This is a genomic window from Nocardiopsis halophila DSM 44494, assembly GCF_000341245.1.
In the GTDB taxonomy this organism is placed as follows: domain Bacteria; phylum Actinomycetota; class Actinomycetes; order Streptosporangiales; family Streptosporangiaceae; genus Nocardiopsis_A; species Nocardiopsis_A halophila.
Genome location: NZ_ANAD01000252.1, coordinates 20,335 through 45,227 on the forward strand (window position 1 = coordinate 20,335; position 24,893 = coordinate 45,227).

At 75.4% G+C, this 24,893-nt stretch carries 21 protein-coding genes and 2 pseudogenes; 5 read left to right on the forward strand and 18 right to left on the reverse strand.

Annotated features, from left to right (window positions below):
* The first annotated feature begins 80 nt into the window (after positions 1-80).
* On the forward strand, positions 81-1,289 hold the full coding sequence (locus D450_RS0126975; protein WP_017541738.1) for a mechanosensitive ion channel family protein: 1,209 nt from the start codon (positions 81-83) through the stop codon (positions 1,287-1,289).
* A 21-nt stretch (positions 1,290-1,310) separates the two neighbouring features.
* Here D450_RS0126975 and D450_RS0126980 read toward each other — a convergent pair.
* The 9 genes and pseudogenes from D450_RS0126980 to D450_RS0127020 form a co-directional block, all read right to left on the reverse strand.
* Positions 1,311-1,695, reverse strand: a pseudogene (locus D450_RS0126980) (Rieske (2Fe-2S) protein).
* A 129-nt stretch (positions 1,696-1,824) separates the two neighbouring features.
* A complete protein-coding gene (locus D450_RS0126985; RefSeq protein ID WP_017541740.1) occupies positions 1,825-2,358 on the reverse strand; it encodes an RDD family protein in 534 nt (177 codons plus the stop codon).
* Positions 2,355-2,840: an RDD family protein gene (locus D450_RS0126990; RefSeq protein ID WP_241483291.1), complete on the reverse strand. Its 486-nt coding sequence runs from the start codon at positions 2,838-2,840 to the stop codon at positions 2,355-2,357. The genes D450_RS0126985 and D450_RS0126990 overlap by 4 nt, the downstream gene beginning before the upstream one ends.
* A 16-nt stretch (positions 2,841-2,856) precedes the next feature.
* On the reverse strand, positions 2,857-3,972 hold the full coding sequence (locus D450_RS0126995) for an acyl-CoA dehydrogenase family protein (protein WP_017541742.1): 1,116 nt from the start codon (positions 3,970-3,972) through the stop codon (positions 2,857-2,859).
* An 86-nt stretch (positions 3,973-4,058) separates the two neighbouring features.
* Positions 4,059-4,406 carry a CPBP family glutamic-type intramembrane protease gene (locus D450_RS33805; RefSeq protein WP_017541743.1) on the reverse strand — a complete coding sequence of 116 codons (348 nt, stop codon included), beginning with the start codon at positions 4,404-4,406 and terminating at the stop codon, positions 4,059-4,061.
* 285 nt (positions 4,407-4,691) lie between these two features.
* Positions 4,692-5,510 carry a SagB/ThcOx family dehydrogenase gene (locus D450_RS0127005; RefSeq protein WP_017541744.1) on the reverse strand — a complete coding sequence of 273 codons (819 nt, stop codon included), beginning with the start codon at positions 5,508-5,510 and terminating at the stop codon, positions 4,692-4,694.
* 23 nt (positions 5,511-5,533) lie between these two features.
* Positions 5,534-6,900 (reverse strand): annotated as a pseudogene (locus tag D450_RS35690) (YcaO-like family protein).
* Positions 6,897-7,877 (reverse strand): TOMM precursor leader peptide-binding protein, encoded by a 981-nt coding sequence (locus D450_RS0127015; protein ID WP_017541745.1) that lies wholly within the window; start codon positions 7,875-7,877, stop codon positions 6,897-6,899. Before D450_RS0127015 ends, D450_RS35690 begins: the two are co-directional and overlap by 4 nt.
* Before the next feature lie 22 nt (positions 7,878-7,899).
* Positions 7,900-8,637 carry a hypothetical protein gene (locus D450_RS0127020; protein WP_241483292.1) on the reverse strand — a complete coding sequence of 246 codons (738 nt, stop codon included), beginning with the start codon at positions 8,635-8,637 and terminating at the stop codon, positions 7,900-7,902.
* 226 nt (positions 8,638-8,863) lie between these two features.
* Here D450_RS0127020 and D450_RS33915 point away from each other — a divergent pair, with 226 nt between their 5' ends.
* The gene (locus tag D450_RS33915; protein ID WP_162531541.1) at positions 8,864-9,007 is read left to right on the forward strand and encodes a hypothetical protein; all 144 of its coding nucleotides are present in this window, start codon (positions 8,864-8,866) and stop codon (positions 9,005-9,007) included.
* A gap of 37 nt (positions 9,008-9,044) precedes the next feature.
* Complete coding sequence (locus tag D450_RS35335; protein ID WP_017541748.1) at positions 9,045-9,167, forward strand: hypothetical protein; 123 nt, start codon at positions 9,045-9,047, stop codon at positions 9,165-9,167.
* 62 nt (positions 9,168-9,229) lie between these two features.
* Here the strand turns inward: D450_RS35335 and D450_RS0127035 are convergent, their stop codons facing one another.
* The gene (locus D450_RS0127035; RefSeq protein ID WP_017541749.1) at positions 9,230-11,473 is read right to left on the reverse strand and encodes an ATP-binding protein; all 2,244 of its coding nucleotides are present in this window, start codon (positions 11,471-11,473) and stop codon (positions 9,230-9,232) included.
* A gap of 311 nt (positions 11,474-11,784) precedes the next feature.
* Between D450_RS0127035 and D450_RS32035 the strand changes: the two genes are divergently transcribed.
* A complete protein-coding gene (locus D450_RS32035) occupies positions 11,785-12,309 on the forward strand; it encodes a helix-turn-helix transcriptional regulator (protein ID WP_161631164.1) in 525 nt (174 codons plus the stop codon).
* A gap of 22 nt (positions 12,310-12,331) precedes the next feature.
* Positions 12,332-13,504, forward strand: a complete 1,173-nt coding sequence (locus tag D450_RS0127045; RefSeq protein WP_017541751.1) for a M20 metallopeptidase family protein — start codon at positions 12,332-12,334, stop codon at positions 13,502-13,504.
* Here the strand turns inward: D450_RS0127045 and uvrA are convergent.
* The 8 genes from uvrA to D450_RS0127085 form a co-directional block, all read right to left on the reverse strand.
* Entirely contained in the window at positions 13,497-16,328 is a 2,832-nt protein-coding gene (gene uvrA / locus D450_RS0127050) for an excinuclease ABC subunit UvrA (protein ID WP_017541752.1), read from the reverse strand. The two genes, D450_RS0127045 and uvrA, sit on opposite strands and share 8 nt — an antisense overlap.
* A 246-nt stretch (positions 16,329-16,574) precedes the next feature.
* Entirely contained in the window at positions 16,575-17,600 is a 1,026-nt protein-coding gene (locus tag D450_RS0127055) for a TerC family protein (protein WP_017541753.1), read from the reverse strand.
* 302 nt (positions 17,601-17,902) lie between these two features.
* Positions 17,903-18,982, reverse strand: coding sequence for a glycosyltransferase family 4 protein (locus D450_RS0127060; RefSeq protein WP_017541754.1), 1,080 nt, complete (start codon positions 18,980-18,982; stop codon positions 17,903-17,905).
* A complete protein-coding gene (gene murJ, locus D450_RS0127065) occupies positions 18,951-20,600 on the reverse strand; it encodes a murein biosynthesis integral membrane protein MurJ (protein ID WP_017541755.1) in 1,650 nt (549 codons plus the stop codon). Before murJ ends, D450_RS0127060 begins: the two co-directional genes overlap by 32 nt.
* A 3-nt stretch (positions 20,601-20,603) precedes the next feature.
* Complete coding sequence (locus D450_RS0127070) at positions 20,604-21,521, reverse strand: hypothetical protein (RefSeq protein ID WP_017541756.1); 918 nt, start codon at positions 21,519-21,521, stop codon at positions 20,604-20,606.
* A gap of 60 nt (positions 21,522-21,581) precedes the next feature.
* Positions 21,582-22,640, reverse strand: coding sequence for a copper transporter (locus tag D450_RS0127075; RefSeq protein ID WP_017541757.1), 1,059 nt, complete (start codon positions 22,638-22,640; stop codon positions 21,582-21,584).
* The gene (steA, locus tag D450_RS0127080) at positions 22,637-23,842 is read right to left on the reverse strand and encodes a putative cytokinetic ring protein SteA (protein WP_017541758.1); all 1,206 of its coding nucleotides are present in this window, start codon (positions 23,840-23,842) and stop codon (positions 22,637-22,639) included. The genes D450_RS0127075 and steA overlap by 4 nt, the downstream gene beginning before the upstream one ends.
* Positions 23,843-23,986: 144 nt before the next feature.
* Positions 23,987-24,893, reverse strand: a 907-nt coding sequence (locus tag D450_RS0127085; protein WP_017541759.1) for a DNA repair protein RecN, incomplete at its 5' end; no start/stop codon positions are given.

Below are 24,893 nucleotides of genomic sequence, written 5' to 3' on the forward strand. Positions count from 1 at the left end.
CACGACGCCCTAAACGTCACGATTCAGCATCCGGATGCCCTAGGTTGGGCACGACCCCGGATAGGGAGGACTGACGAGCCGTGGACCTCATGCAGTGGACGGGCATCGCGGTGTCGGTGCTGGTCTCGATGGGCCTGGTGGCGGTCGTGCACTGGCTGCTGACCCACCAGCTCGCCAAGGTGTGGAGCCTGGCCGGGTACCTGGTCAGGCGGTGCCGCTACTCGGCCTACGTCGCGGCGGCGGCGATCGGCGTGAACCTCTCGCTGCCGAGCGTGGCGGAGATGGAGGACCGGTCGCTGTACGGTCCGATCACCCACGCCCTGGCGATCGCCATGATCATCGGCATCACCTGGCTGGCGACCTCGGCGGCCTACGCGGTCACCGACGCGGTGCTGGCGCGGCTGGCCGACAGCAACGACGACGCCGACCGGCGGGCGCGCCGGCTGCGCACCCAGGTGCGGCTGACCCGGCGGATGGTGACCGGCATCATCGTGGTGCTGGCCACCGCCGCGGTGCTGTTCACCTTCGACTCGGTGCGGCCGCTGGGCGCCGGGCTGCTCACCTCGGCGGGCCTGATCGGCATCGTGGCCGGTGTGGCGGCCCAGTCGACGCTGGGCAACCTTTTCGCCGGGCTGCAGCTGACCTTCGGCGACGCGCTGCGGATCAACGACATCGTGGTCTTCGAGGGCGAATGGGGCCGGGTGGAGGAGATCAGCCTCACCCACGTCACGGTGCGCACCTGGGACGAGCGGCGCCTGGTGGTGCCGGTCTCGGACTTCACCACCAAGCCCTTCGAGAACTGGACCAAGGAGGGCACCGAGATCACCGGCTGGGTGATGCTGCGGGTGGACTGGGAGGTGCCGATCGAGGAGGTCCGCCGCGAGGTGGGCGCCTACGTCTCCTCCCACCCGCTGTGGGACGGGCGCCGCTGGTCGGTGCAGGCCACCGACGTGCTGGAAGGCGTGGTCGAGCTGCGCGCGGTGGTGACCACCGCCGACTCCGACGCCCGCTGGGACCTGTCCTGCGATCTGCGCGAGCACCTGATCGCCTTCATCGCCGAGAACTACCCCGAGGCGCTGCCGCGCCGCCGCACCGAGTTCATCGCGATGGACGAGGAGGCCTTCGGCCGCTCGGCGCGCGCCGGCCGGGAGCCCGCGAACGGGGCCCGGGGCGCCGCCTTCGCCGCGGTGCCCGCCCGGGGCCGGTCGGCCCAGGCGCCCGACGGGTCCCTGGCCGACCAGCAGCAGGCGCGCAGCGGCGACGGCGGGGACGGCGACGGCGGCGAGTAGCCGCCCGCCGGGACCTGCCCGTCAGGCGTCCTGCGGGCCGTCCAGGGTGATGTCGGTGCCGTCCACCGTGACGTCGAACCGCTCCAGCGGCTCGGTGGCCGGGCCCGCCACCGGCTCGCCCGTGGCGATGTCGAACTCGCTGCCGTGGCACAGGCAGTGGATGTTCTCCTCCACCTCCTGGACGGTGCAGCCGGCGTGCGTGCACACGGCGCTGAAGGCCCGGTAGTCGCCCTTCTCGGGCTGGGTGAGCACCAGCTTGCCCCGCACGATCACGGTGCCGCCGCCCTCGGGCACCTCACCGGTCTGCGCCACCACGGTCCCGACCAGCGCGTCCTGCGGCTCCGGCTCCTCCCCCCCCNGCCGCCCCGGCCGCCCCTGCGGTCCCGAGCATCCTGCGCCGCGTCATCCCGCAGCACGTTCCCCCCGCGCCCATGCACGGCTCCTTTCCGCACCACCGCGCCTTCTACTACGCGGTGTAGTACCACCGGGAGGCACTCTACGCCCCTCACGGGGGTGCCGTGACATCCCCCGCTCGTCAGCGGACGGTCAGGACCACGGTGCCCGCCACCTTGTCGTGCAGGCCCTGGCGGTTGGGGCGGTCCCACAGCGGCCACAGGCCGAACAGCACCGCGCCCAGCAGGGCCAGGGCCCCCATGGCCGGGGCGGAGAAGGCGAAGATCACCGGCCCCCACAGCAGGGCGCCGCGGGCGGCCGAGGCCATCACCGGCAGCGGGCCGGGGTACCCCGCCCCCGCCAGCGGGCCCACCCGGAGCCCCGCCAGGCGCATGCCCAGCGTCATCCGCCACCGGGTGATGCACACCGCCTCGTAGGCCGCCCCCGTCAGGAAGGCCGCCACCGAGGTCAGGATCCCGAAGCTGGACGACAGGTCCCGCCCGCCGGCCAGGGCCAGCATCCCGGTCATCATCAGCCCCAGCAGCGCCGCCACCAGGAACGCCGGGAGGGCCACCACCACCGTGTCGACCAGGCGCCCCAGGGCCCGCGGGCCCCACGAGGCGAGCGGAAGGCGCTCAGGGGCCGACGACACCGGATGCGCCTGCGGGTAGCTCATGGCCCGACTTTACCGAGCCGCGGCACCACGCCCGTCCCCGCGAGCCGGTCGTGCAGCCCCCGGTGCCCCGGCCGGTCCACCAGAGCCGAGAACGGCGCGTAGATGGACACCATGAGCGCGATCAGGTTCACCAGCGGGACGAAGTACACCAGCAGGTACCCGAACAGCACCGTCGAGCGGATCAGCACCGCCTTGGGGGCGGGCGGCTCGGGGTCCAGGCGGACCTTCAGCAGCAGCTTGCCGGGTGTGGCGCCGTACATCCCGGTCAGCACCACCTCGTACCCGGTGTAGACCGCGAACGCCGCCACCGCCAGCACGATCCCCGACAGCAGCGACGGCGACGCGACACCGGCCCCGCCGGGCAGGACCGGGTCCAGCCCCGCGCTCACCGCCAGGTTGATGCCGGTCGCCACGGCCAGGTCGACGATCCGGGCGACCACCCGCCGCCCGAACAGCGGCCACTCCCTCTGTGCAGTCTCCACGCCCCCAGCCTACGGGTCAGGTGGCGTGGCGGAGCGCGGAGACGTCGAGGCCGGCGCCGAAGCGGAGCCGCCCGTAGAGGGGGTAGACGCGGGAGGTCACCTGCACGTGCTGGGTGACGGTGTGGGCGTCGCGCAGCCGCCGCTGCAGCGGGTCCGACGCGCGGACGGCCGCGCCCCCGCCCAGGGCGTGGACCGCGTCGGCGACCGCCGCCGCCTCCGCCGCCGCGTGGCTCATCGCCAGCCGTCCGCGCGCCCGGGCCCGGGTGCCCGCCGTCGCGCCCTGCTGCGCCGTGCGCCACATGTCGTCCAGCGCCTCCAGCAGGAACGCCCGGGCGGCGGCGAGCCGGGCCTCGGCCCGGGCGAGCTCGATGTGCGCCAGGGGCGACTCCGCCAGGGTGCCGCCCGTGGCCCGGTCCAGCAGGTCGGCGACGGCCCCGGCGGCGTTGCCCAGGGCGACGGCGGCATAGGCGAAGGACACGTACGCGGTCAGGGGGAACAGCGCGAGCGGCGTCCGGTGCCGCGGCGCGGGGACGGTCATGTCCGCCAGGCGCCGCGCGGGGACGAGGGCGCCCGGCCGGACGGAGATGTCGCCCGAGGCGGTCGCACGCAGCCCCAGGGCGTCCCAGCCGCCCTCGACGACGATGTCCTCCGCCGGGAGGAACGCGACGACGGACCGCCCGTCGACGAGCATGGCCACGCCGGTCCAGTCCGCGTGCGGGGCGGCCGAGGCCCACGGCCAGCGCCCGCCCTCCACCCGGAGCCCGCCGTCGCCGGTGAAGTGCCCGGAGCCGCCCGGCATCGAGGCGCACGCCACCGGCGCCGTGCCGTCGAAGACCTCCTGGGCCCCCGCGTCCGGCAGGTAGTGGGCGTAGATCGCGTGGGTCGAGGAGGTGGCCGGGTACCACGCCGCGCTCGCGTCCCCCTCCGCGACCGCCATGACCGCCTCGGCGGCGGTGACCGGGTCGACCTCCGGGCCGCCCAGCCGGCCCGGCTTGCCCATCCGCAGCAGCCCGGTCCCGGCCAGCGCTTCCCGTACCGGGGCGGCGAGCAGGCCGGCCTGCTCCCCCTGCCGCGCATGGTCCCGGGCCACCTCGGCCACGGCCCGGGCGGATGCGATGATCGTGTCGGCCATGCCCCGATCGAACCGCACGGCGCCATGGGCCGCCCAGTCGCCCCTTCGGAGGACACCGCGGAGGACACCGGCCCCCGCGGGCGGCCTCAGCCGCCCCAGGACCGGCTGGGCGGCAGGCCGGCCGGGGCGGCCGGGCCCCCGGGGGCCGGGGGGCGCGGCCGGCGGGCGGTCGCGCCCATGACGAGGTTGTGCACGCCGTGGCACAGCACGGCGGCGAGCAGCCCGCCCGCGAGCGCCAGCACCGTCAGGACGGCGCCGAACACGAGCTGGTAGGGCAGCACCCTCCACCCGTTCCGCGGGACGTGCAGCAGGGCGAAGCCGACCAGGGACAGCGCGGCGGCCGGAGCCGCGGGCACCCCGGCCTGCACGAGGCCGCCCAGGGCAGCGAGCCGCCACAGCGCCTCCTCGGCGGCGGCGCACAGGACCGTGCGCACCGGTCGCCCGGGGCTCCGGACGAACCGTCTGGGGCGGCCGGCCGCNGGATCCCCGCGCCGGCCGCCGCCGACGCGGCCGCCACCGCGACGAGGACCCACCCCGGTCCGGGCGGGACCGGGGCCGGCCCCGCGGACGGCACCGCCGGCAGCACCGCCAGGCCGAGCACGATGGTGGCGGCCGGATAGACCGCGTCGGCCCGCGCCCGGCCCGAGCCGGCCAGGCGCAGCGCCCAGGGCAGGGCCAGGTGGAGCGCCGCCAGGACGATCCCCGTCATGCGGCCCCCGTCATGCGGCCGCGGGCCCGATCAGCACCGCGTAGACCGGGGCGTCGTCCACGCCGTTGTGGTCGGGCATCGCCGCGGTCAGCGGACCGTCGAAGAAGCCCCCGACCGGCCGGGCGGCCAGCCCGTGCGCCTCGGCGAGCAGCAGGAGGTTCTGCACCACGTGCCCCGCCTCCATCAGGACGAACCGCAGGGCGCGCTGCCCGTACTTGAACCGCGAACGCCAGAACACGGCGGAGACCACCACGGTGAGGGCGGGCTCACCGGAGAGGTTGCCCGCGTTCAGCCCCGTGCGCAGGGCCTGTGGGTCGCAGTCGCCCACGTCGGTGAGCACGGGCCCGAACGGGTCGAAGTGGTACCTCCCCTGCGCGCGCAGCGAGCCGACCCGGTGCGGGACCACGTACAGGTCCAGCGGGTAGAGGGCGCCGCCCGAGGGGGCCGGCCGCAGCGTGTGCCCGCCCATCGCCCCGGTGATCCCGTAGGAGCGCACCAGCAGGCTCGCCAGCACGTCCTCGCCGAGAGCGCCGTCGCCGAACGCCTCGGCGCTGCGCCGCGCGGCCAGCACCGACTCCAGCGGAGCGGCCGCCGGCGCCGGCTCGGGCAGCGGGACGGCCGGCCTGCCCTCGTACCGGCGGGTGGAGCGCGTGGTCAGCTCGCGCATCCGCTCCGACCGCTCCAGCCGCAGCACACCGGGCATGTCCCAGGGGACGCTGGAGGGGTGGATCTTGGACGCCTCGAAGTAGTCCTCCGCGGGGTCCCCCGTACCGGGAACCTCCGACTGGTAGACGACGTCGACGAGGTTGGAGGTGTCGACCTCGGTCATCTCGGCTCCTTACACCGGAACGGTCACGGGAACGGGTGGGGGTCGGGGTTGACGTAGTCCTGCGCCCCGGGCTCCACGAGCCCGAGCTCGGCGGGCCGGGCGTGCAGGCGCTCGCCGCCCAGGAGGCGCCGGCGGTACCCGGCGTCGAGGGCGCGCAGCTGCGGTGAGAACACCCTGACCACGCGCCCGCCGGCCTCGCGCACGTCCGGGCTGGTCAGGTCGACCGCGTACAGGTCGATCCCGGCGCGGGCCAGCAGGGAGACCAGCGCGTCGCGCAGCTCCCCCGGGCCGTCCGAGGGGAGCCGCGGCATGTCCCCCAGGGACGAGCGCTCGGCCGAGGCGTCCAGGAACCGGGTCTGCCCGGTCAGCTCCCCGCCGGCGTACAGGGCGATGTGGTCGTCGAAGGTCCGCACGGTCTCGTCGAAGTCCGAGTCCGGGTCGACGCGGATGCCGGCGCGCCGCTTGGCGACCGCCCACGACCGGGTGCTGACCGCCTCGGCGACCGCCTTGGTCGCGGCCCGCGCGGGCGAGGCGTCGGCGGCGGCGCCCAGCCCCAGCGGGACCGCGCCGGGCACGTCGTTGCGCACCACGGCGAGCACGGTGGACACGCCGGTGAACACGCTCAGGTCGACCAGCGAGGCCCGGCAGCCCGTGGGGGCCACGTGCCGGTCCAGGTAGGCGGCGACACCGGGATCGGAGGGGGGTCGATCAGCGGCATCGACAGCGCCTTGTACCAGGCGAGCATGACGGCGTCGCGTTCGACCAGCTCCAGCAGGGCGCCCACCAGCGCCTCGTCCTCGGTGCTGCCGTAGGCCAGCCCGTTGCTGGTCGCGTAGGCGACCGGGTTCACGTCCATCAGGTCGGCGCGCAGGTACACCGGCTGGGCGGGGATCCACACCAGGGCGCCGTCGCCCAGCCTGCGGCTCTGCACCCACGGGATCCAGGTCTGCTCGGTGAAGCGGACGTGGTCCGCGTCCGGCCGGTCGTACTGCCAGTCGGCGAAGGGCGTGTAGTCGTCGGGGGACAGGCACTCCAGGCCGCGCCCCGCCAGTTCGCCCCGGGTCCCGTACTCCAGCAGGTCGAACGGGACCCACGCGCCGCTGTAGCGCTCCACGGTCTCGCCGACGGCCGCGAGCCAGGCCCCCTGCCGGGAGGGGCCGCCGCCCCCGTTCACCTGGTTGCACGCGGTGCCCAGCACGATCCGGGTGTCGCACGCCTCGCTGCCCACCGAGTAGGCGTACAGGTCATCGGTGTCGCGGGTGCGCTCGAAGACCCGGCGCACGATCCCCGCCACCGGCGATACGAAGACCGACATCACCCGCTCGGCCTCGGCGGCCGGGGTCCAGGCGACGCTGCCCGCCGGTGCGGGCGCGCCCAGGGCGGTGCTCATTCCGCGGCCCCCTTCGCGTACCAGACCTGCGGGTAGCCGATGCCGGCGGAGGGCGAGCACCGCGGGCACCGGGGGACCCGGAGCACCCGGTGGTGCTCCATGCCGATCTCGTCGTGCCGCAGCGAGATCGTCGTCACCCCGCCGGGCACGGCCTGCCCCGACCGGTCCTGCAGGCCGACGCGCTCGGTGATCCGGTCCACGACCGCCCCGGTCTGGATCAGCCGCATCCCCGGGTGGCGCGCTGAGCCGTCGAACACCGGCCCCACCGGCTCGGCCCCGGCCAGCGCCGAGGACACCTCGTGCACGCCGAAGACCGAGGCCCGGCGCAGCAGGAAGCACTCGTAGCACGCCGACTCCCCCGGCACCACCCAGGGGCCGACCACGGCCTGCCCGCCGCTGAAGGACACCACGGCCAGCCACGGGTCCGGCGCCGCCTCCTCCAGGCGTGCGGCGTTCCACTCGGTCAGGACCGGGTCCTCCTCGTGGGCGCCCACCACCACCGCGGTCGCGGCCGGGGCGCCGTCGGCCGCGATCTGCAGCCCGGCGCCGGCCAGCGCGGCGCGCAGGTCCTCGGCCAGGCCGCAGGAGCCCACCACGCGGACCGGCCGGGTCCGCAGGCGCGCCTGGACGTCCGCGCGCTCCACCGCGCCGCCGCCGCGCTGCCACAGGCCCACCGCGACCGGGTCGGCGTCGTCCGCCTCCCCGTCGCCGGCGCCGGACTCGATGAACAGGCCCCCGGCCACGAGCCGCGCCATCAGCGCCTCGAAGCGGGCCGTCCGGGCCTCGCCGGCCTCGGCGGCGTCGAGCACCACCCGGCCCTCGACCGCCTTGTCGAGCAGCTCGGCGACGAATTCGCGGATGCCCGCACCGGTGCAGCGGGACACCAGCCCGCCGCGCCGGATCAGGATGTCCGGGCCGTGGGCCAGCACCCGGGCCTCGGTGTTCACCAGCCAGCTTCTGGTTCCGGTACTGGTCATGCGCAGGCTTCTCTCCTGGGGTCTAGCGGGCGGCGGTGAGACCGGACCGCGCGGATCGCACGAGGTAGTCGGACAGCGGGGTCGCGGGGCGGCCGAGCGCGTCGGCCAGCACGGGGGACACCTCGCGGCACGGGCCCGAGGTCGTCCAGGCCATGTAGTCGGCGCGCCGGGCGGCGAAGGCGGGGTCGAACCCCGCCTGCTCCATGCCCGAGGCCAGGGCCTCGGGCTCCAGGTGCACGTAGTGCAGCGGGCGGCCGTGCAGGTCGTGGAGCAGGTCGCAGGCCCGGTCCATCGGCACCCGTTCGGGGCCGGTGACGTCGTAGGCGGCGTTCCAGCGCTCCGGCTCGGACGCCAGCCGGGCGACCAGGGCGACCACGTCGGCCGCGGCCACCCACGGGGCGCCGCCGGGCCGCCACGCCGTCAGCAGGCTGCCCTCGGCCGTGTAGCGGGTGTTCCAGGCGAGCTCCTCGCCGAAGGCCGCGCACCGCAGCACGCACCAGCGGTCGGCCCCGGCGACGGCGGCGGCCTCCCGGGCGGCGGCCTCCGCGGCGAACGAGCCCGTCGGCGCCCGGTCGGCGGCGGCCACCGACAGCACGACCAGCGGGACGCCGGGACGGCCCGGCCCGGGGGCGCTCTCCCCGTAGCCGCACACGTCCCGGACGATGAGGTCGGCCTCTGCGGCCGCGTCGACGGGGGCGAGCTCCGGTGCGGCGGCGACCGCCTCGGCCATCCCCCTTCGGACGGAATCCCGCCCGTCCATGAGAAAGACCCTTGTCCTCGGCGCGCTCATATGTGCACTCTTCTCATGACCACCATTTATTCGGTATCCGGCGTCCGCATGACTTTCTCAAGCCGGTGGTGCGCGGGCAAGGCTCGGATCCCTTCTCCGGCGTCATCCTTTCGGGCGACTCGCCGCGCCGGGGGCGCCCGGCTACGTTGATTTCCGCCGCCGGTCGCGCGCGGCGGCGGTGGCGTTCTCAAGGAGAATGAGGAGGAAGGCAATGCCCGAACTGCTGACCGAGGTGCCCGAGATCGAAGTGGACACCTACGGCGAAGAGTACGACTATTTCGAGCCGGTGGTGGCGGGCTGCTGCAGCAGCAGCCTGGTGTGCTGCTGCTGCTGTTCCTGACCGCACATCCGGACCGGCGAAGAACAGGAGGAAGGCAATGCCCGAACTGCTGACCGAGGTGCCCGAGATCGAGGTCGACACCTACGGCGAAGAGGCCGTCTACTTCGAGCCGGTGGTGGCCGGCTGCAGCAGCAGCGTGATCTCCTGCTGCTGCAGCTAGGAGGCACCGTCCCCCGGACGGCCCCCAGGGGCGGGCGGGGTCCCCGGCCGCCCCGCCCCCGCTCACCCCTCCCGGGGCAGGCGGGCCAGTTCCGCCAGGGCCTCCTGGCGCCGGGCCCGGTCCAGCGGCCCCTCCGACGCCGCGACCGCCGCCTCCAGCAGGGACCGGGCCCGCGCGTACTCGCCGGCCCTGCGCCGGGCCGCCGCCTCCAGCACCGCCAGGCGGGGCCCGGTGTGCCGCAGGCCGCCGGCGACCTGGAGCGCACCGGCCTCACGGTAGGCCTCGCCCGCCGCGCGCCAGTCCTTCAGACCCGCGAGGCAGTCGCCGACGTGCTCCAGTGTCACCCCCCTCATCAGCCGCTGCGCCTCCTCGTTCGGGCGGCTCCGCCGCACCTGTTCGAGCAGGCCGCCGTGGACCCGCAGCGCCTCCCGGTAGCACCCCAGGCCCGCCAGGACCCGGCCCAGCGCGTGCTGCGCCGACATGCCCACGTCCAGGAACCCGAACTCGGCGGCCAGGGCGCAGGCCCGCCGGGCGGTCCGCAGCGCCTCGGTGATCCGGCCCAGCCGCTGCAGCTCCATCCCCATGTAGGCCAGCGCCCAGGCCTGCTCGCGCCGGTCGCCGACCTCGCGGGCGATCTCCAGCGCCGCGGTGTGCGTGGCCAGCCCGGCCTCGTTCTCGTCCAGGCACCGGTACTGGGCCCAGCCCAGGAAGTTGAGCAGCGCGGCCTCCTCCTTCCGGTCCCCCAGCGCCCGCGCCGCCTCGGCCCCCGCCCGGAAGACCTCGTCCCAGGGCCGCTCGTGCAGCCGGCCGTCGGAGTACCAGTGCATCGCCCTGGCCAGGTCGAGGACCTCGCGGTGGCGGCCCAGCCGAGCGGCGGTGCGGTGCGCGGCCAGCCAGTTCGCGGCCTCGCGGTCGAGCCAGTCGGCGGCCTCGGTCCGCGAGGCGAACGGGCCGCTGTGGTGCACGTCGGGGAAGAACAGCCGGGCGGCGGCGGTCGCCGCGGCCAGCGTGTGGGCGACCAGGCCCTCGCGCAGCCGCTCCCGCTCCGGCCCGGGCTCCTCGGCCTCCAGGCGGTCCGCCGCGAAGATCCGGATGAGGTCGTGGAACTGGAACCGTCCGGGCGGCGCCGCGGGCTGGAGCAGCCCGGCGTCGGCGAGTGCGTCCAGGTGGCCGCGGACCCGCTCGGGGGGCGCCCCGGTCGCCACCGCCGCCAGCTCGGCGCCGAAGTCCGCCCCGGGGACCGCGGCCAGCCGCCGGAACACCCGCCGGGCGGCCGGGTCCAGGCGCCGGTAGGACATCGCGAAGGCCGGCCGCACCTGCAGGTCCCCGGCCGACAGCGACCGCAGCCGGGTGCGCTCGTCGCGGAGCAGGTCCACCAGGTGGCCCAGCGACCAGTCCGGCCGCGTGGCCAGCCGGTTGCCGGCGATCCGCACGGCCAGCGGCAGGCCCTCGCACAGGGCCGCCAGCTCCTCGGCGCGCCCCGGCTCGGCCGCGACCCGGTCGGCGCCGGCGATCGCGGCCAGCAGGCCCACCGCCGACCCTCCCTCCAGGGGGTCCAGGCGCATCCACCGCACCTGCTCCAGCCCGGCCAGCGCCCCGCGGCACGTCACCAGGGTCAGGCACCTGGGGCCCGCCCCCAGCAGGGGGCGCACCTGTGCCTCCTGTGCCGCGTTGTCCAGCAGGAGCAGCACCCGGCGCTCCCGCAGCAGCGCGCGCAGCAGGCTCGAACGCTCGGCCTCGCTCCCGGGGACGCGCACGCCCGGCACGCCGAGCGCGCGCAGCAGCCGCTCCAGCGCCGCCCGCGCGGCGACCGGCCGCTCGTCCATGCCCCGCAGGTCCACCGCGAAGGCGCCGTCGGGGAACTCCCCGGCCAACGCGTGCGCGGCCGCGACCGCCAGGGCGGTCTTGCCCACCCCGGGCGGGCCGGACACGACCACCGCGCCGCCGGAGGCGGCCTCGGCGCGCAGGCGGTCCAGTTCGCGGTGGCGGCCGACCAGGCGGGGGACGCGGGGAGGCAGGCCGCAGGTCTCCAGGGGCCCGGCGTCCCGGGAGCCGCGGCGGCGGCCGAGCTCCGCGGCGATCAGGAACCGGTCCCGCTCACCGCCCTGCAGCCCCAGCGCCTCGGCCAGGACCTCCGCCGACCGGCGCTGGGCCGCACGCGCCCGCCCGTGCTCCAGCTCCCGGAGCGCGCGCACGCTCATCCCCGAGGCCCGGGCCAGCCGCTTCTGCGACATCCCCGCCGCACGCCGGTGCCCCAGGAGCAGCGCCCCGAAGTCCGATTCCGCTCCGCCCCCTTCGCCGCCCATCTCACCCGGCCTTTCCGTGGGCCCGGCGGTCTCTCCGGCGCGATAAGGCTGCCGCCGGGCGGAACTGGCCGCCGGCGCCCCGGAGCCGGTTTCCTTGAGTCGCCCCCGCGGGGCCGTACGGATCCGGCCCCGACCGTGTTCCGGCAGGTGCAGCCATAACTCTCCCCAGGAGAATGAAGATGACATCGACACGTTCCGGCCCGGAAAGGATCGCGGGGCGGCGCGCTCCCCGGGTGGTCGTCGCCGATGACGGGTCGATCGGATGCTACGGACTGGTCTCCGCGCTCTCCGTCAGCGAAAAGATGGAAACCGTGAGAATCGCGTACCTGGCGCCGAGAATACTCGAATCGGTCCAGAGGATCCTTCCGGACGTCGTCATCCTGCCGGTGCAGGGGAACACGACCGTGTCATTGATCGGTCACGTGCGTGACATTTCACGTGAATCGGCGTCGGTGCTGCTGGTCGGCGAGGACCCCGGACGGGCGGGCGCCCCGGCCGCCGAGGGCGCCGCCGGGACGATCCCCTGGTGCGCGACGGCGGAGGAGGTCGAGCTCGCGGTGGCGGTCGCCGCCACCGCCGGCGCGGGCCTCATCCGCGGCCGCCCCGCCCCCGCCGCCGCACCCGGCGTCCGGATGAGCGTCCGCGAACTCGAAGTGATGGGGCTTGCCGCCCACGGCCTGACCAACTCCAGCGCCGCCCGCGCACTCTCCCTGAGCGAGGCGACGGTCAAGACCTATTGGCGCCGCATCTTCCGCAAACTCGACGTGCACGACCGGACGACCGCCGTGGCCGCGGCGATGTCCATGGGCCTGCTCCCCGGACGGCCCCCGCGATGACCCCCCGAACGAAACGGATCCCATGCACACCGGCACCCGCTTCCACCGCGACCTGGTCCGCCTGCGCCGCACGCTCCACCGCATCCCGGAACTGGGCCTGCGGCTCCCGCGCACCCAGGAGGCGGTCCTGGACGCGCTCGACGGCACCGGCCTGGAACTGCGCACCGGCGAGGGGCTCTCCTCGGTGACCGCCGTCCTGCGCGGCTCCCGGCCCGGACCGGCCGTGCTGCTGCGCGCCGACATGGACGCCCTGCCGATCACCGAGGAGGGCGAGGGGCCCTTCGTCTCGCAGCACCCCGGCGCCATGCACGCCTGCGGTCACGACATGCACACGGCCATGCTCGTCGGCGCGGCGCGCCTGCTCCGCGAGGCCGACCCCGCCGGGTCCGTGGTCTTCATGTTCCAGCCCGGGGAGGAGGGCGCCGGCGGCGCGGAGCTGATGGTCCGCGAGGGGGTGCTGGAGGCCGCGGGCGAGCGGCCGGTCGCCGCCTACGCCCTGCACGTCGTGGCGTCGATGCTGCCGAGCGGGCTGTTCGTGTCCCGGCCCGGGGTGGTCCTCGGCGCCTCGGACACCATGCGCCTGGCCTTCACCGGCGCCGGCGGCCACAGCGCGATGCCGCACACCGCCCGCTCCCCCGTCCACGCCGCCTGCGCCGCCGCGAACGCGGTGCACACCGCCGTCGACGCGGCCGTCGACCCCTTCGACCCGGTGGTGGCGACCGTGACCGGTGTCCACGCGGGCGAGGCGGACAACGCCGTCCCGGCGCGGGCCGAGGTGACGCTGTCCCTGCGCTCCTACTCCGCCCAGGCCCGCGGCCGGATGTGCGAGGCGATCGAGCGCACGGCCCGCGGCATCGCCTCCGCCCACGGGGTGGAGGTCGAGGCCGGCACCGACCGGGGGTACCCGGTCACCCGGAACGACCCGCAGGAGACCGCCTTCGCGGCCGCGACCGTGCGCGAGGTGTTCGGCGAGGAGCGCTACGCCCGGCTTCCGCGCCCGCTGCCCGCCTCCGAGGACTTCGCCCACGTGCTCGACGAGGTCCCCGGCGCCTACCTCTCGCTCGGCGCCTGCCCCGCCGGCCGCGACCCCGCCACCGCCGCCCCGAACCACTCAGCGGGGGCGCGCTTCGACGAGGGCGTGCTGTCCGACGGTGCACGCCTCTATGCCGAGCTGGCGCTGCGCCGCCTCACATGATCTCGGCGAGGAACCGGCCGGTGTAGGAGCCCTCGACCCGGGCGACCTCCTCGGGGGTGCCCTCGGCCACCACGGTGCCGCCGCCCGAGCCGCCCTCGGGGCCCATGTCGATGATGTGGTCGGCGGTCTTGATCACGTCCAGGTTGTGCTCGATCACGATCACCGTGTTGCCCGCGTCGGCCAGCCGGTCCAGCACCCCCAGCAGCTTGCGGATGTCCTCGAAGTGCAGCCCGGTGGTGGGCTCGTCCAGGACGTAGACCGTGCTCCCGGTCGAGCGGCGCTGCAGCTCGGTGGCGAGCTTGACGCGCTGGGCCTCGCCCCCGGACAGGGTGGTCGCCGGCTGGCCCAGCCGCACGTACCCCAGCCCCACGTCGTTCAGGGTCTGCATGTGCCGCCGGATCGCCGTGATGGGCTCGAAGAAGTCCAGCGCGTCCTCGATGGTCATGTCCAGGACCTCGGCGATGCTCTTGCCCTTGTAGTGCACGTCCAGGGTCTCCCGGTTGAAGCGCGCCCCGTGGCACACCTCGCAGGGCACGTACACGTCCGGCAGGAACTGCATCTCGATCTTGAGCGTGCCGTCGCCGGAGCAGGCCTCGCACCGCCCGCCCTTGACGTTGAAGGAGAACCGGCCCGGCTGGTAGCCGCGCACCTTGGCCTCGGTGGTCTGGGCGAAGAGCTTGCGGACGTGGTCCCACACCCCGGTGTAGGTGGCCGGGTTGGAGCGCGGGGTGCGCCCGATGGGGCTCTGGTCGACGTGCACGACCTTGTCGACCTGGTTGAGGCCGTTGACCCGCACGTGCCGCCCGGGCACCGAGCGGGCGCCCTGCAGCTCCTTGGCCAGCACCTTGTACAGGATCTCGTTGACCAGGGTAGACTTGCCCGACCCGGACACCCCGGTCACCGCGGTGAACACGCCCAGCGGGAAGGCGACGTCGATGCCCTTGAGGTTGTTCTCCCGGGCGCCGCGCACCACCAGCTCGGCCCTGCCCCGGGGGCGGCGCACCTGCGGCACCTCGATGCGCCGGCGCCCGGCCAGATAGTCGCCGGTGGCCGAGTCGGTGCTGTCCAGCAGCTCCTTGACGGTGCCCGAGACCACCACCGAGCCGCCGTGCTCGCCGGCGCCGGGGCCGATGTCGACCACCCAGTCCGAGGCCCGGATGGTGTCCTCGTCGTGCTCGACGACGATCAGGGTGTTGCCGATGTCGCGCAGCCGCCGCAGGGTCTCCAGCAGGCGGAAGTTGTCCCGCTGGTGCAGCCCGATGGAGGGCTCGTCCAGCACGTACAGCACCCCCACCAGGCCCGACCCGATCTGGGTGGCCAGCCGGATGCGCTGGGCCTCCCCGCCCGACAGCGACCCGGCCGAGCGCTCCAGGCTCAGGTAGTCCAGGCCCACGTCGAGCAGGAAGCCCAGGCGGGCGCTGATCTCCTTGAGCACCTGGGCGGCGATCACCTGGTCGCGCTCGCTCAGCTCCAGGCTCCGCAGGAACTCCGCGGCCTCGTCCAGCGGCAGCGCGGCCACCTCGGAGATGGAGGCGCCGCCGACCTTGACCGCCAGCACCACCGGCTTGAGCCTCTTGCCCTCGCAGGCGGGGCAGGGCACCGTGCGCATGTAGCCCTCCAGCCGCTCGCGGCTGAAGTCGCTCTCGCTCTCGGAGTGGCGGCGCTTGATCCAGGGGATCACGCCCTCATAGGAGGTGTAGTAGGAGCGGGTGCGCCCGTAGCGGTTGCGGTAGCGCACGTGCACCTGGGTGTCGTGCCCCTCCAGCAGGGCCTTGCGCGCCTTGCGCGGCAGCCGCTCCCAGGGGGTGTCCAGGTCGAAGCCCATGGCGTCGGCGACCGCCTGCATCAGGCGGCCGAAGTACTCGGCGGCGTGCCCGCCCGACCAGGGGCCGATGGCGCCCTCGGCGAGGGTCCGCTCCGGGTCGGGCACGACCAGCTCGGGGTCGACCTCCATGCGGGTGCCCAGGCCCGCGCACTCGGGGCAGGCGCCGTAGGGGGAGTTGAAGGAGAACGAGCGCGGCTCCAGCTCCTCGAACGACAGGTCGTCGTAGGGGCAGTACAGGTGCTCGGAGAAGACCTTCTCCCGGTCGGCCGAGCCCTGCTCGGCGTCGACGAAGTCGAGCACGATGGTGCCCCCGGCCAGCTTCAGCGCGGTCTCCACCGAGTCGGTCAGCCGCTTCTTGGCCGACCCCTTGACGGTGAGGCGGTCCACCACCACCGCGATGTCGTGCTTCTCGGTCTTCTTCAGCGCCGGCGCCTCGTCCAGGCGCACCGGCGCGCCGTCGACCACGGCCCGGGTGTAGCCCTTGGTCTGCAGGTCCTTGAAGAGCTCGGCGTACTCGCCCTTGCGCCCGCGCACCAGCGGCGCCAGCACCTGGAAGCGGGTGCCCTCGGGCAGCTCCAGGACCCGGTCGACGATCTGCTGGGGGGTCTGCCGGGCGATCGCCCGGCCGCACTCGGGGCAGTGCGGCACGCCGATGCGCGACCACAGCAGGCGCAGGTAGTCGTAGACCTCGGTGATGGTGCCCACCGTGGAGCGCGGGTTGCGGCTGGTGGACTTCTGGTCGATCGAGACCGCCGGGGACAGGCCCTCGATGAAGTCGACGTCGGGCTTGTCCATCTGCCCGAGGAACTGGCGCGCGTAGGCCGACAGCGACTCCACGTAGCGCCGCTGGCCCTCGGCGAAGATCGTGTCGAAGGCCAGCGAGGACTTGCCCGATCCGGACAGCCCGGTGAACACGATCATCGCGTCCCGGGGCAGGTCCAGCGAGACGTCCTTGAGGTTGTGCTCGCGGGCTCCCCGGATCACCAGCTGGTCGGCCATGTCGCTCCATCCGCCTGATCGGCACGGGCGCGCCCGAGGCGCGCTGGGACGTCGAAGGCTGCGGCCCTCAAGCCTAGAGGGGGGCGGTGACGTACGGGTGCCGTTCGCGCGAGCGCCCCGCGTGGGCCGCGGCCTTCCTGGTCAACGCGTCACGGGCGGGGATTCTTCCAGGCCCTGGACGCGACGCGGCGCCCGCCGGGACCGGCGGGGGCCCCCCANAACTATAGACGAACATCCGTTCGAGGTTCAGCCGTTCCGGTCGGCCTTCGCGTCCTCGGAGTCCTGCCCGCCGGAGGCGACCGCGGCCGTCGCGCCGCGGGACTTGAGCAGGCTGGCCACGACGGTGACGGTCATCACGCCGATGATGACGGTCAGCGAGGTGGCGATGCCGATGTCGGGCACGTGCACCCCGTTCTCGTGCAGGGCGTGCAGGACCATCTTGACGCCGATGAAGGCCATGATGATCGACAGCCCCCAGCTGATGTAGACCAGCCGGTCCATCAGCCCCGCCAGCAGGAAGTAGAGCTGGCGCAGGCCCAGCAGCGCGAAGGCGTTGGCGGTGAAGACGATGTAGGCGTCCTGGGTCAGGCCGAAGATCGCGGGGATGGAGTCGACCGCGAAGACCAGGTCGGTGACGCCGATCGCGACGATCACCATGAGCATCGGGGTGACGTGGCGGCGGCCGTCCAGGCGCACGGTGAGCTTGGCGCCGTGGTAGTCGTCGGCCACCGGCCACACCTTGCGGACCATGCGCACGGCGAAGCTGTCGGTGTAGTCCTTGTCCTCCTCGTCGCCCTTCATGTGGTCGCGGACGATCTTGACCGCGGTGTAGATGAGGAACGCACCGAAGAGGTAGAACACCTCGCTCCAGGCGTTGATCGCCTGGGCGCCCACGGCGATGAAGACGCCGCGCATGACCAGCGCGATGACGATCCCCACCAGCAGCACCTCGTGCTGGTACTTCTTGGGCACCGAGAACGCGCCGATGATCAGGTAGAAGACGAAGAGGTTGTCGACGCTCAGGCTCTTCTCGGTGAGGAAGCCGGCGAAGTACTCGCCCGCGGCGGTCCCCCCGCCGAAGTACCAGACACCGAGGCCGAAGAGCACCGCGACGGCCATGTAGAAGGCCGCCCACCAGGCGGCCTGCTTGACGCCGAACTCCTTGGGGCCGCTCTTCTTGCTCCACGGGTGGTCGACGATGGCCAGGTCGACGGCGAGGATGGCGACCATCGCGCCGATGGTGGCGAACCACACCCAGGTGGGGACGTCCATGCTGAAGATCTCTCCTCCGGTCGAGCGGCCCTGGTCAGTTCGGGCACGCCTGCCAACCGGAGGTCTCTCCCGCCCCGGTGGCACGGCCGATGGGCCGACTCGACTCCGGGACCGGCGGCACCGGGCCCGCGCCTTTACGGACCGTGATGACGACACCGCCGTCGGACAGGGATACTCCCCTCACGACGGACCACGAGGAGGAACGCAGGACGAAACCCCGCGCCTCCGCGGATCCACTCCTCATCATGCCATCAAAAGCGGCCTCCGGGAACACGGTGCCGGCGAATGTCGCGTCGAATGCGTCACCTCCGCGCCAGCCCGGCATAGACCCCCTCCAGCTGGTCGGCGGCGTCCTCCTCGGTCGGCAGCCCCGCCGCGGCGGCGCGGGCCGCGCAGGCCAGGCGCGCGGACAGGCCCGGCTCCTCCAGCACCCGCCGCACCGCCGCCGCGAGCGCGGCGGGGTCCCCCGGCGGCACCAGCAGCGCGCAGTCCTCGTACAGGTCGGCGATCCCGCCCACCCGGGTCGCCACCACCGGCAGCCCGGCGCGCAGCGCCTCCATCACCACCAGCGAGGGCCCCTCCCACCAGCTGGGCAGCACGAACGCGTCCGCCGCGGCGAGCAGGCCCGCCACGTCGCCGCTGTGGCCCAGCAGGCGCACGGGCAGGCCCTCGGCGGCGATGCGGCGCTCCAGCGAGGGGCGGAGCGGCCCCTCCCCCGCCACCGCCACCAGCGGGTCCGCCCCGCCCGCGGCGACACCGGGCAGCGCGTCCAGCAGCACCGCAAGCCCCTTCTGCTCGGCCAGGCGGGCCACCACCAGCAGCAGCGGACGGTCGCCCGACAGGCCGAGGTCCGCGCGCACCCGCTCCCGGGTGCGCGCGGGCGGGGGCATCGGCGGCGCGGCCACCACCGCGCGCCCGGTGCGCCGCGCCCCCAGCGCGCGCATCCGCTCCACCAGGTCGCCGGAGACCCCCAGCACCGCGTCGGCACCCAGCGCCACCACCCGCTCCAGCGCCGGATAGGCCAGCGACCGGGGCCCCGACAGCCGCGGGGGCGCGTTGTGCACGGTCACCGCCAGCGGGCGGGCGCCCGCGGCCACGCACATCGCCCCCGCCCGCACCCCGTGGGCGTGCACCACGCCCGCCCCCGCGAGCAGCCCGGACAGCCGGGCGGCGGCCGCCGCGTCGTGCAGCGGGCGCGGGCCGGCGCCGATCTCCACCGGCGCGAAGCGGGCGCCGGCGCGCTCGAACGCGAACCGCTCCCCCACCTCGGCCGGGCCCAGCACCGCCACCCGGTGCCCGCGCCCGGCCATCAGCCGCGCCACCGAACGCACGTGGCCGCCCACGCCGCCGCTACTGGTGCCCAGGACCAGTGCGATCCGCATCCTGCTCCCCCTTCCTCGCCGCCATCGCCCTCAACCGCCCCAGCGCCGCGCGCACCGAGCGCACGTCCACCGCGCCCGCCACCGCGCCGTAAACCGCCAGCGCCGCCCCGCCCGAGGCGGCCACCGCCGCCAGCGCCGCCAGGGGGCCGGCGCCCGCGTCGTCCAGCAGGCCCGCCAGATGCCACCCGGCGGCGAAGCCGCAGCCCGCGCCCAGCGCCGCGGCCAGCAGCGAGCGCACGGCCCCGGCCAGCGCCCCGGGGCCGTGCGCCGCCCGCACCCCGGCCGCCAGCAGCACCGCCGCCAGGGTCAGGCCCGCGGCGGTCCCCGCGCCCAGCGCGGCCACCGTCCACGCCGACGGCAGGACCGCCACCAGCCCGGCGCCCGCCGCCATCACCACCGCCCACCCGGCGATCTGCGCCAGCGCGGCGCGGCGCCCGTGCCCCGAGGCGTACAGCGCCCGGCTCAGCAGCGCCACCAGGCCGAAGCCGACGATGCCCAGGGCGTAGGCGGGCAGCGCGCGCTCCAGCGCGAGCGGGTCCTGGCGGGCGAAGAGCTCGGCCACCGGCCCGGCGGCCGCCGCGAGCGCCGTGGCCAGGCCGCCGGTGAGCACCACCACGGCCCGCACCCCGGCCGAGAGGACCGAGGCGAAACCCGCCGTGTCGCGCTCGCCGTGGCGCACCGACAGCGCGGTGAAGGCGCTGGTCGCGATGGGCACCGCCACCACCCCGTAGGGCAGGGTGAACAGCGCCCAGGCGTAGTTGTACAGGACCGCCCGCCCCGCGCCCCCGCCCCAGTTGGCCAGCGCCACCGACAGCAGCAGGCTCAGCTGCATCGCCACCAGCGGGAGCAGCGCGGCCGCCGCCAGCGACCGCACCCTGCGCCCCACCCCGGGCGGGAACCGCAGCCGCGGCCGCAGCCCCAGGCGCAGCCGCGCCACCGGGACCACGACGGTCAGGAACATCGCCGCCACCCCGAGCGTGGTGCCGACCGAGAGCACCAGCTCGGCGGGGACCGGAAGGCGCGCCGGGTCGCCCCGGTCGGGCCCGGCCGGCAGGACGAAGGCCGTGTAGGCGGCCATCACCACCAGGCTGGAGACCAACGGGGCCAGGGCCGGGGCCAGGAAGGCCCGGTGCGCCTGCAGCACGCCGTACAGCACCGCGGCCAGGCCGTAGAACAGCACCTGGGGCGCGAACACCGCCAGGAAGCGCGCCGCCAGGGCCAGCACCGCGCCCCGGTCGCAGCCGGGCAGGGGGCCCAGCATCGCCGCCATCGCGGGGACCGCGGCCGCCGCCAGCAGGGCGCTCAGCGGCACCGCCGCCAGCACCACCCAGGTCACCAGCGCCGAGGCGGTCTCGGCCACGTGCCTGCGGTCGCCCCGGGCCGCCGCCGAGGCCAGCACCGGGACCACCATCCCGGCCAGCGCGCCGCCGATCGCGACCTCGAACAGGACCGTGGGCAGCTGGTTGGCGGTGACGTAGGCGGTGCCCACGCAGGTGTCCCCCACCGTCTGGGAGAACACCACGGTGCGCCCGAAGCCGGCCAGGCGGGCCAGCGCGGTCACCGCGGCGATCAGCGCGGCGGCCCCGGCGACCCCCGCACCGAGGCGGCGCAGGCGCACCGCTCACTCCCCGTCGGCGGCGGCGTCGGCAGGAGCGCGCGCGGCCGGACGGCGTCCCCAGCGGTCGATGCGGCGCAGCGGCGGGGTGGCGTCGATGACCCGGGTGAAGCTGACGACCTCGCTGGCGGCGGTCAGCGCCGCCGTCCCGGCCAGCAGCGCGATCCGGCCCGACCGCGGCAGGCCCGCCGCGGCCACCGTGCCCAGCAGCGCCCCCAGCGCGTTGGCCCCGGCGTCGCCGAGCATCGCCCGCTCCCCCAGGTCCTCCGGGAGCAGGGCGGCGGTCGCCCCGCACAGCGCGCCGGCCGCCGGGGCGGCGGGCCCGGCCAGGTGGAGCGCCCCGGCGGCCAGCACCGCCTTGCCCGCCCGCCCGGGGCGCAGGTCGAGCAGGTTGACCAGGTTGGCCGTGCCGGCGATGAGCGCGCCGTCGAGCAGCAGGTCGGCCCGGCCGCGCCCGAGCAGGGCCGCGGCCGCCAGCCCGGTCGCGCCGATCCCGGCGATCTTGACGGCCCCGGTGGTGACCCGGCCCCGGGCCAGGGCGCCCAGGTGGCCGCGGAACCCGCGGGCCTCGCCGCCGCCGGACAGGTCGTCATAGCAGCCGAAGGCGGCCGCGCCCGCGGCGGCGGCCACCGCGGCGGCGCGCTCGGCCCCGCCCAGCCCGGGGGCGGCCAGCACCCCCGCGCAGGCCCCCGCCGCGGCGGCGGGCCCCTCGACCAGGGTGACCGGCTCGCCGCGGAAGTTGGTGCGGGTCCACACGTCGCCGACGTGCTCGGGCAGCCGGAACAGGTCCCCTCCCGGCGAGCGCGCGGGGGCGCGCCCGGGCAGCGCGTAGGCGGCGCGGGCGGCCGCGGCCGACACCCCCGCGGCGACGGCGGCACCGGCGAGGCGGCGCAGGGGGCGTGCCGTGGTGGAGAAGAGGGGCATGGGGGCTCGCTTTCGCTCCTGTTCGCTGCGTGGTCCGGTGCCGGTGCGGCGCACCGGCCCCTACCCGGCCTGCGGGGTGCGGCGCTCGGTGGAGGTGCCGCCCCGCTCGGACGCCTCGCCGTCCTCGCGCGCCGGGGGCGGCGGGTCGGGCAGGAACCCGTCGGCCTCGGGCCCCACGCCGTAGTGGCCGGGGCCGTCCCCGACCGCCTCGGCCAGTGCCAGCACCGCCGCCACATCGCCGACCGCGCGCCCGACCGCGTCCGCGGTGGCGACCGGCGCCCCGTCCTCTCGGGCGCGGGCGACCAGGCCGCCCGGCCCGGCGGCCGAGGCGCCGCCGGCCAGCAGCGCCGGGGCGTCCTCTGCCACCGCCTCGGCCAGGGGCAGCACGGCGTCGTTGCCGGGCGGCTCGGACGCCTCCCCCTCCGGGGTGGAGGGGGCGCCGTCGGGGAACGGGGCGGCGGGGGCCAGCACCAGCGCCGCGTCGGCGGCCTCGGCGGGCTCTCCCTCCACGGCCAGCAGGCCCGCCTCGGCGAACCCGGCCAGCACCGCCTCCCCGTCGATGCCCGCGTCCCCTTCGCCGTCCTCGCCGTCCTCGCCGTCCTCGCCTTCGGAGCCGTCCCCGGCCCCGACCGCCTCGGCCAGCCGCACGGCGGCCCGCTCGTAGGGCCCGCCGGAGCCCGCGGAGCCGTCGGCGTCCTCGGCCAGCTGGTCGGCGAGCTCCCCGACGAAGGTGGCCTGGTCGGGGTCGATGTACTTGTCGGTCAGCGCCAGGCGCCCCTCGACGGTGCCGCCCGCCTGCTCCACGCGGGCCTCCAGCCCGTCGCGGACCTCCTCGTCGGCGCCGGGCGCCGACACCACGACCACCCCCAGGCCCTCCAGGCGGCCGCCCAGCATGTCGTCGGCGTAGACGCCGGCCATCGCGTCGCCGCCGTCGTTGAGCGCCTCGGCCCGCTCCTTCTCCGCGCGCAGGGTCTCGCTCTGCTCGCGCAGTTCGGAGGTCTCGGACTCGAGGGTGTTGAGCAGCGGGTCCTGCAGCATCGTGGTGCCCAGCACCAGCCCGACGGTGAGGGCGAGGAAGACGGCGACGATGGACACCAGGTGGTACCGGAAGTCGATCACGAGAACAGCCCCGTCAGCCAGTAGAAGAAGGCGTCCCAGCGCGCCCCCGCGTTGGCCAGGAACAACTGGCCCACAGGGGAGCTCCAGGCCGCGACCAGGATGGTGAGCAGAGAGGCGGCCACCAGCGCCAGCAGCGACCAGGGGGAGATGCGGCTGCGGTACAGGCGGCTCACGCCCTTGGCGTCGACCAGCTTGCCGCCGACCCGCAGCCGGGTCAGGAACGTGCTGGCCATGCCGGCGCGGCCCTTGTCGAGGAACTCCTCCAGGGTGGCGTGGGTGCCGACGGCGACGATGAGCTCGGCGCCGGAGTCGTCGGCGAGCATCATCGCCACGTCCTCGCTGGTGCCCGTGGCCGGGAAGACCACGGCCTCGTGGCCGAGGTCGGTCAGCCGCTTGAGCCCGGGGGCGCGCCCGTCCCGGTAGGCGTGCACCACCAGCTCGGCCCCGCAGGCCAGGACCCGGTCCGAGACCGAGTCGAAGTCGCCGACGATGACGTCCGGCCGGTACCCGGCCTCCATCAGCGCGTCGGCGCCCCCGTCCACGCCGATCATCACCGGGCGGTACTCGCGGATGTAGGACCGCAGGGCGGCGATGTCCTCCCGGTAGTGGTAGCCGCGCACGACGATGAGCACGTGCCGGCCCTCGATGGAGGTGGAGATGCGGGGCACGCCCACCCCGTCGAAGAGCAGCTCGCGCTCGCGTTTGAGGTACTCCATGGTGTTCGCGGCGAACGCCTCGAGCTGCACGGACAACCCGGCCCGGGCCTCGTCCATGGCCGCGGCGACCGAGTCGGCGTCCTGTTCGACGCCTTCGGCGACGAGCTCGCCGCCGCGGGTCAGCCGCCCGCCCTCCAGGTGCAGCACCTCGCCCTCGCGCACCCGCGCGAAGACCTCGGGGTCGACGTCGTCGACCAGCGGGACGCCGGCCTCGACGATCATCTGCGGGCCGAGGTTGGGGTAGCGGCCGCTGATACCGGTGGCCACGTTGAGCACCGCCGAGACCCCGCACTCCACCAGCGCCTCGGCGCTGACCCGGTCCAGGTCGGTGTGGTCGATCACGGCGATGTCGCCGTGGCGGAGGCGCTTGGTCAGGTTCTTGGTCCTGCGGTCCGCCCTGACGGGGGCGGTCACACCGGAAGAGCCGTCGACCTTGGGACGACGGAACCGCGAGAATCGGGCGCCGAGCGCCGTCGGGACCTTCATTGGTCGCATACTGCCACGCGGAGCCGGATGATCGTTATAACGGTCGGGTACACGGCGTGTTCACCACGTGATCACCCTGCCAGGCGGGGCGGCCCGCCCCCCGATGGCCGGAACCGGCCCGCACAGGCCGCCGGAGTGCCGGACTCAGGCCTCGGTGCGGGCCTTCTCCGCCATGGCCAGGAGCTCCTCGGCGTGGGCGCGGCCGAGTTCGGAGTCCTCCATGCCCGCCAGCATCCGGGACAGCTCCCGGGCCCGGGCCGCGGCGTCCAGCCGGCTCACCCCGCTCTCGGTGACCGTGCCCTCGCTGGACTTGCGGACCACCAGGTGGTTGTCGGCGAACGCCGCCACCTGCGGCAGGTGGGTCACCACGATGACCTGGGCCCCCCGGGCCAGCCGGGCCAGACGCCGGCCGATCTCCACCGCCGCCTTGCCGCCCACGCCCGCGTCGACCTCGTCGAAGACGAAGGTGGGCACCGGGTCCGCCCCCGCGAACACCACCTCGATGGCCAGCATCACCCGGGACAGCTCACCCCCCGAGGCCCCCTTGTTCAGCGGAAGCGCCGGCGACCCCGGGTGCGGGGCCATCAGCAGCTCCACCTCGTCGCGCCCGTTCGGCCCGAACTCCTCGCCGGGCTCCACCCGCACCTCCACGCGGGCGTGCGGCATCGCCAGCGCCGTCAGCTCCTCGGTGACCGCCACCGCGAACCGGTCGGCGGCCTCGGTGCGCAGCCGGGTCAGCTCGGAGGCCAGCTCCTCCATCCGCTCCGCCAGCTCGGACTCCTCGGCGCGCAGCTCCTCCAGCCGGTCGTCGTCGCCGTCCAGCTCCTCCAGGCGCTTGGCCGCGTCGCGCGCCCAGGCCAGCACGTCGTCGGAGGTCTCGCCGTACTTGCGGCACAGCTGCCCCAGCAGCGCCCGCCGCTCCTGGACCTCGGCCAGCCGCGCCGGGTCCGCCTCCACGGACTCGGCGTAGGAGGCCAGCTCGGTGGCGGCGTCGCCGAGCACGTAGGACACCTCGTCCAGGCGGTCGGCGACCGCGGCCAGGGCGGCGTCG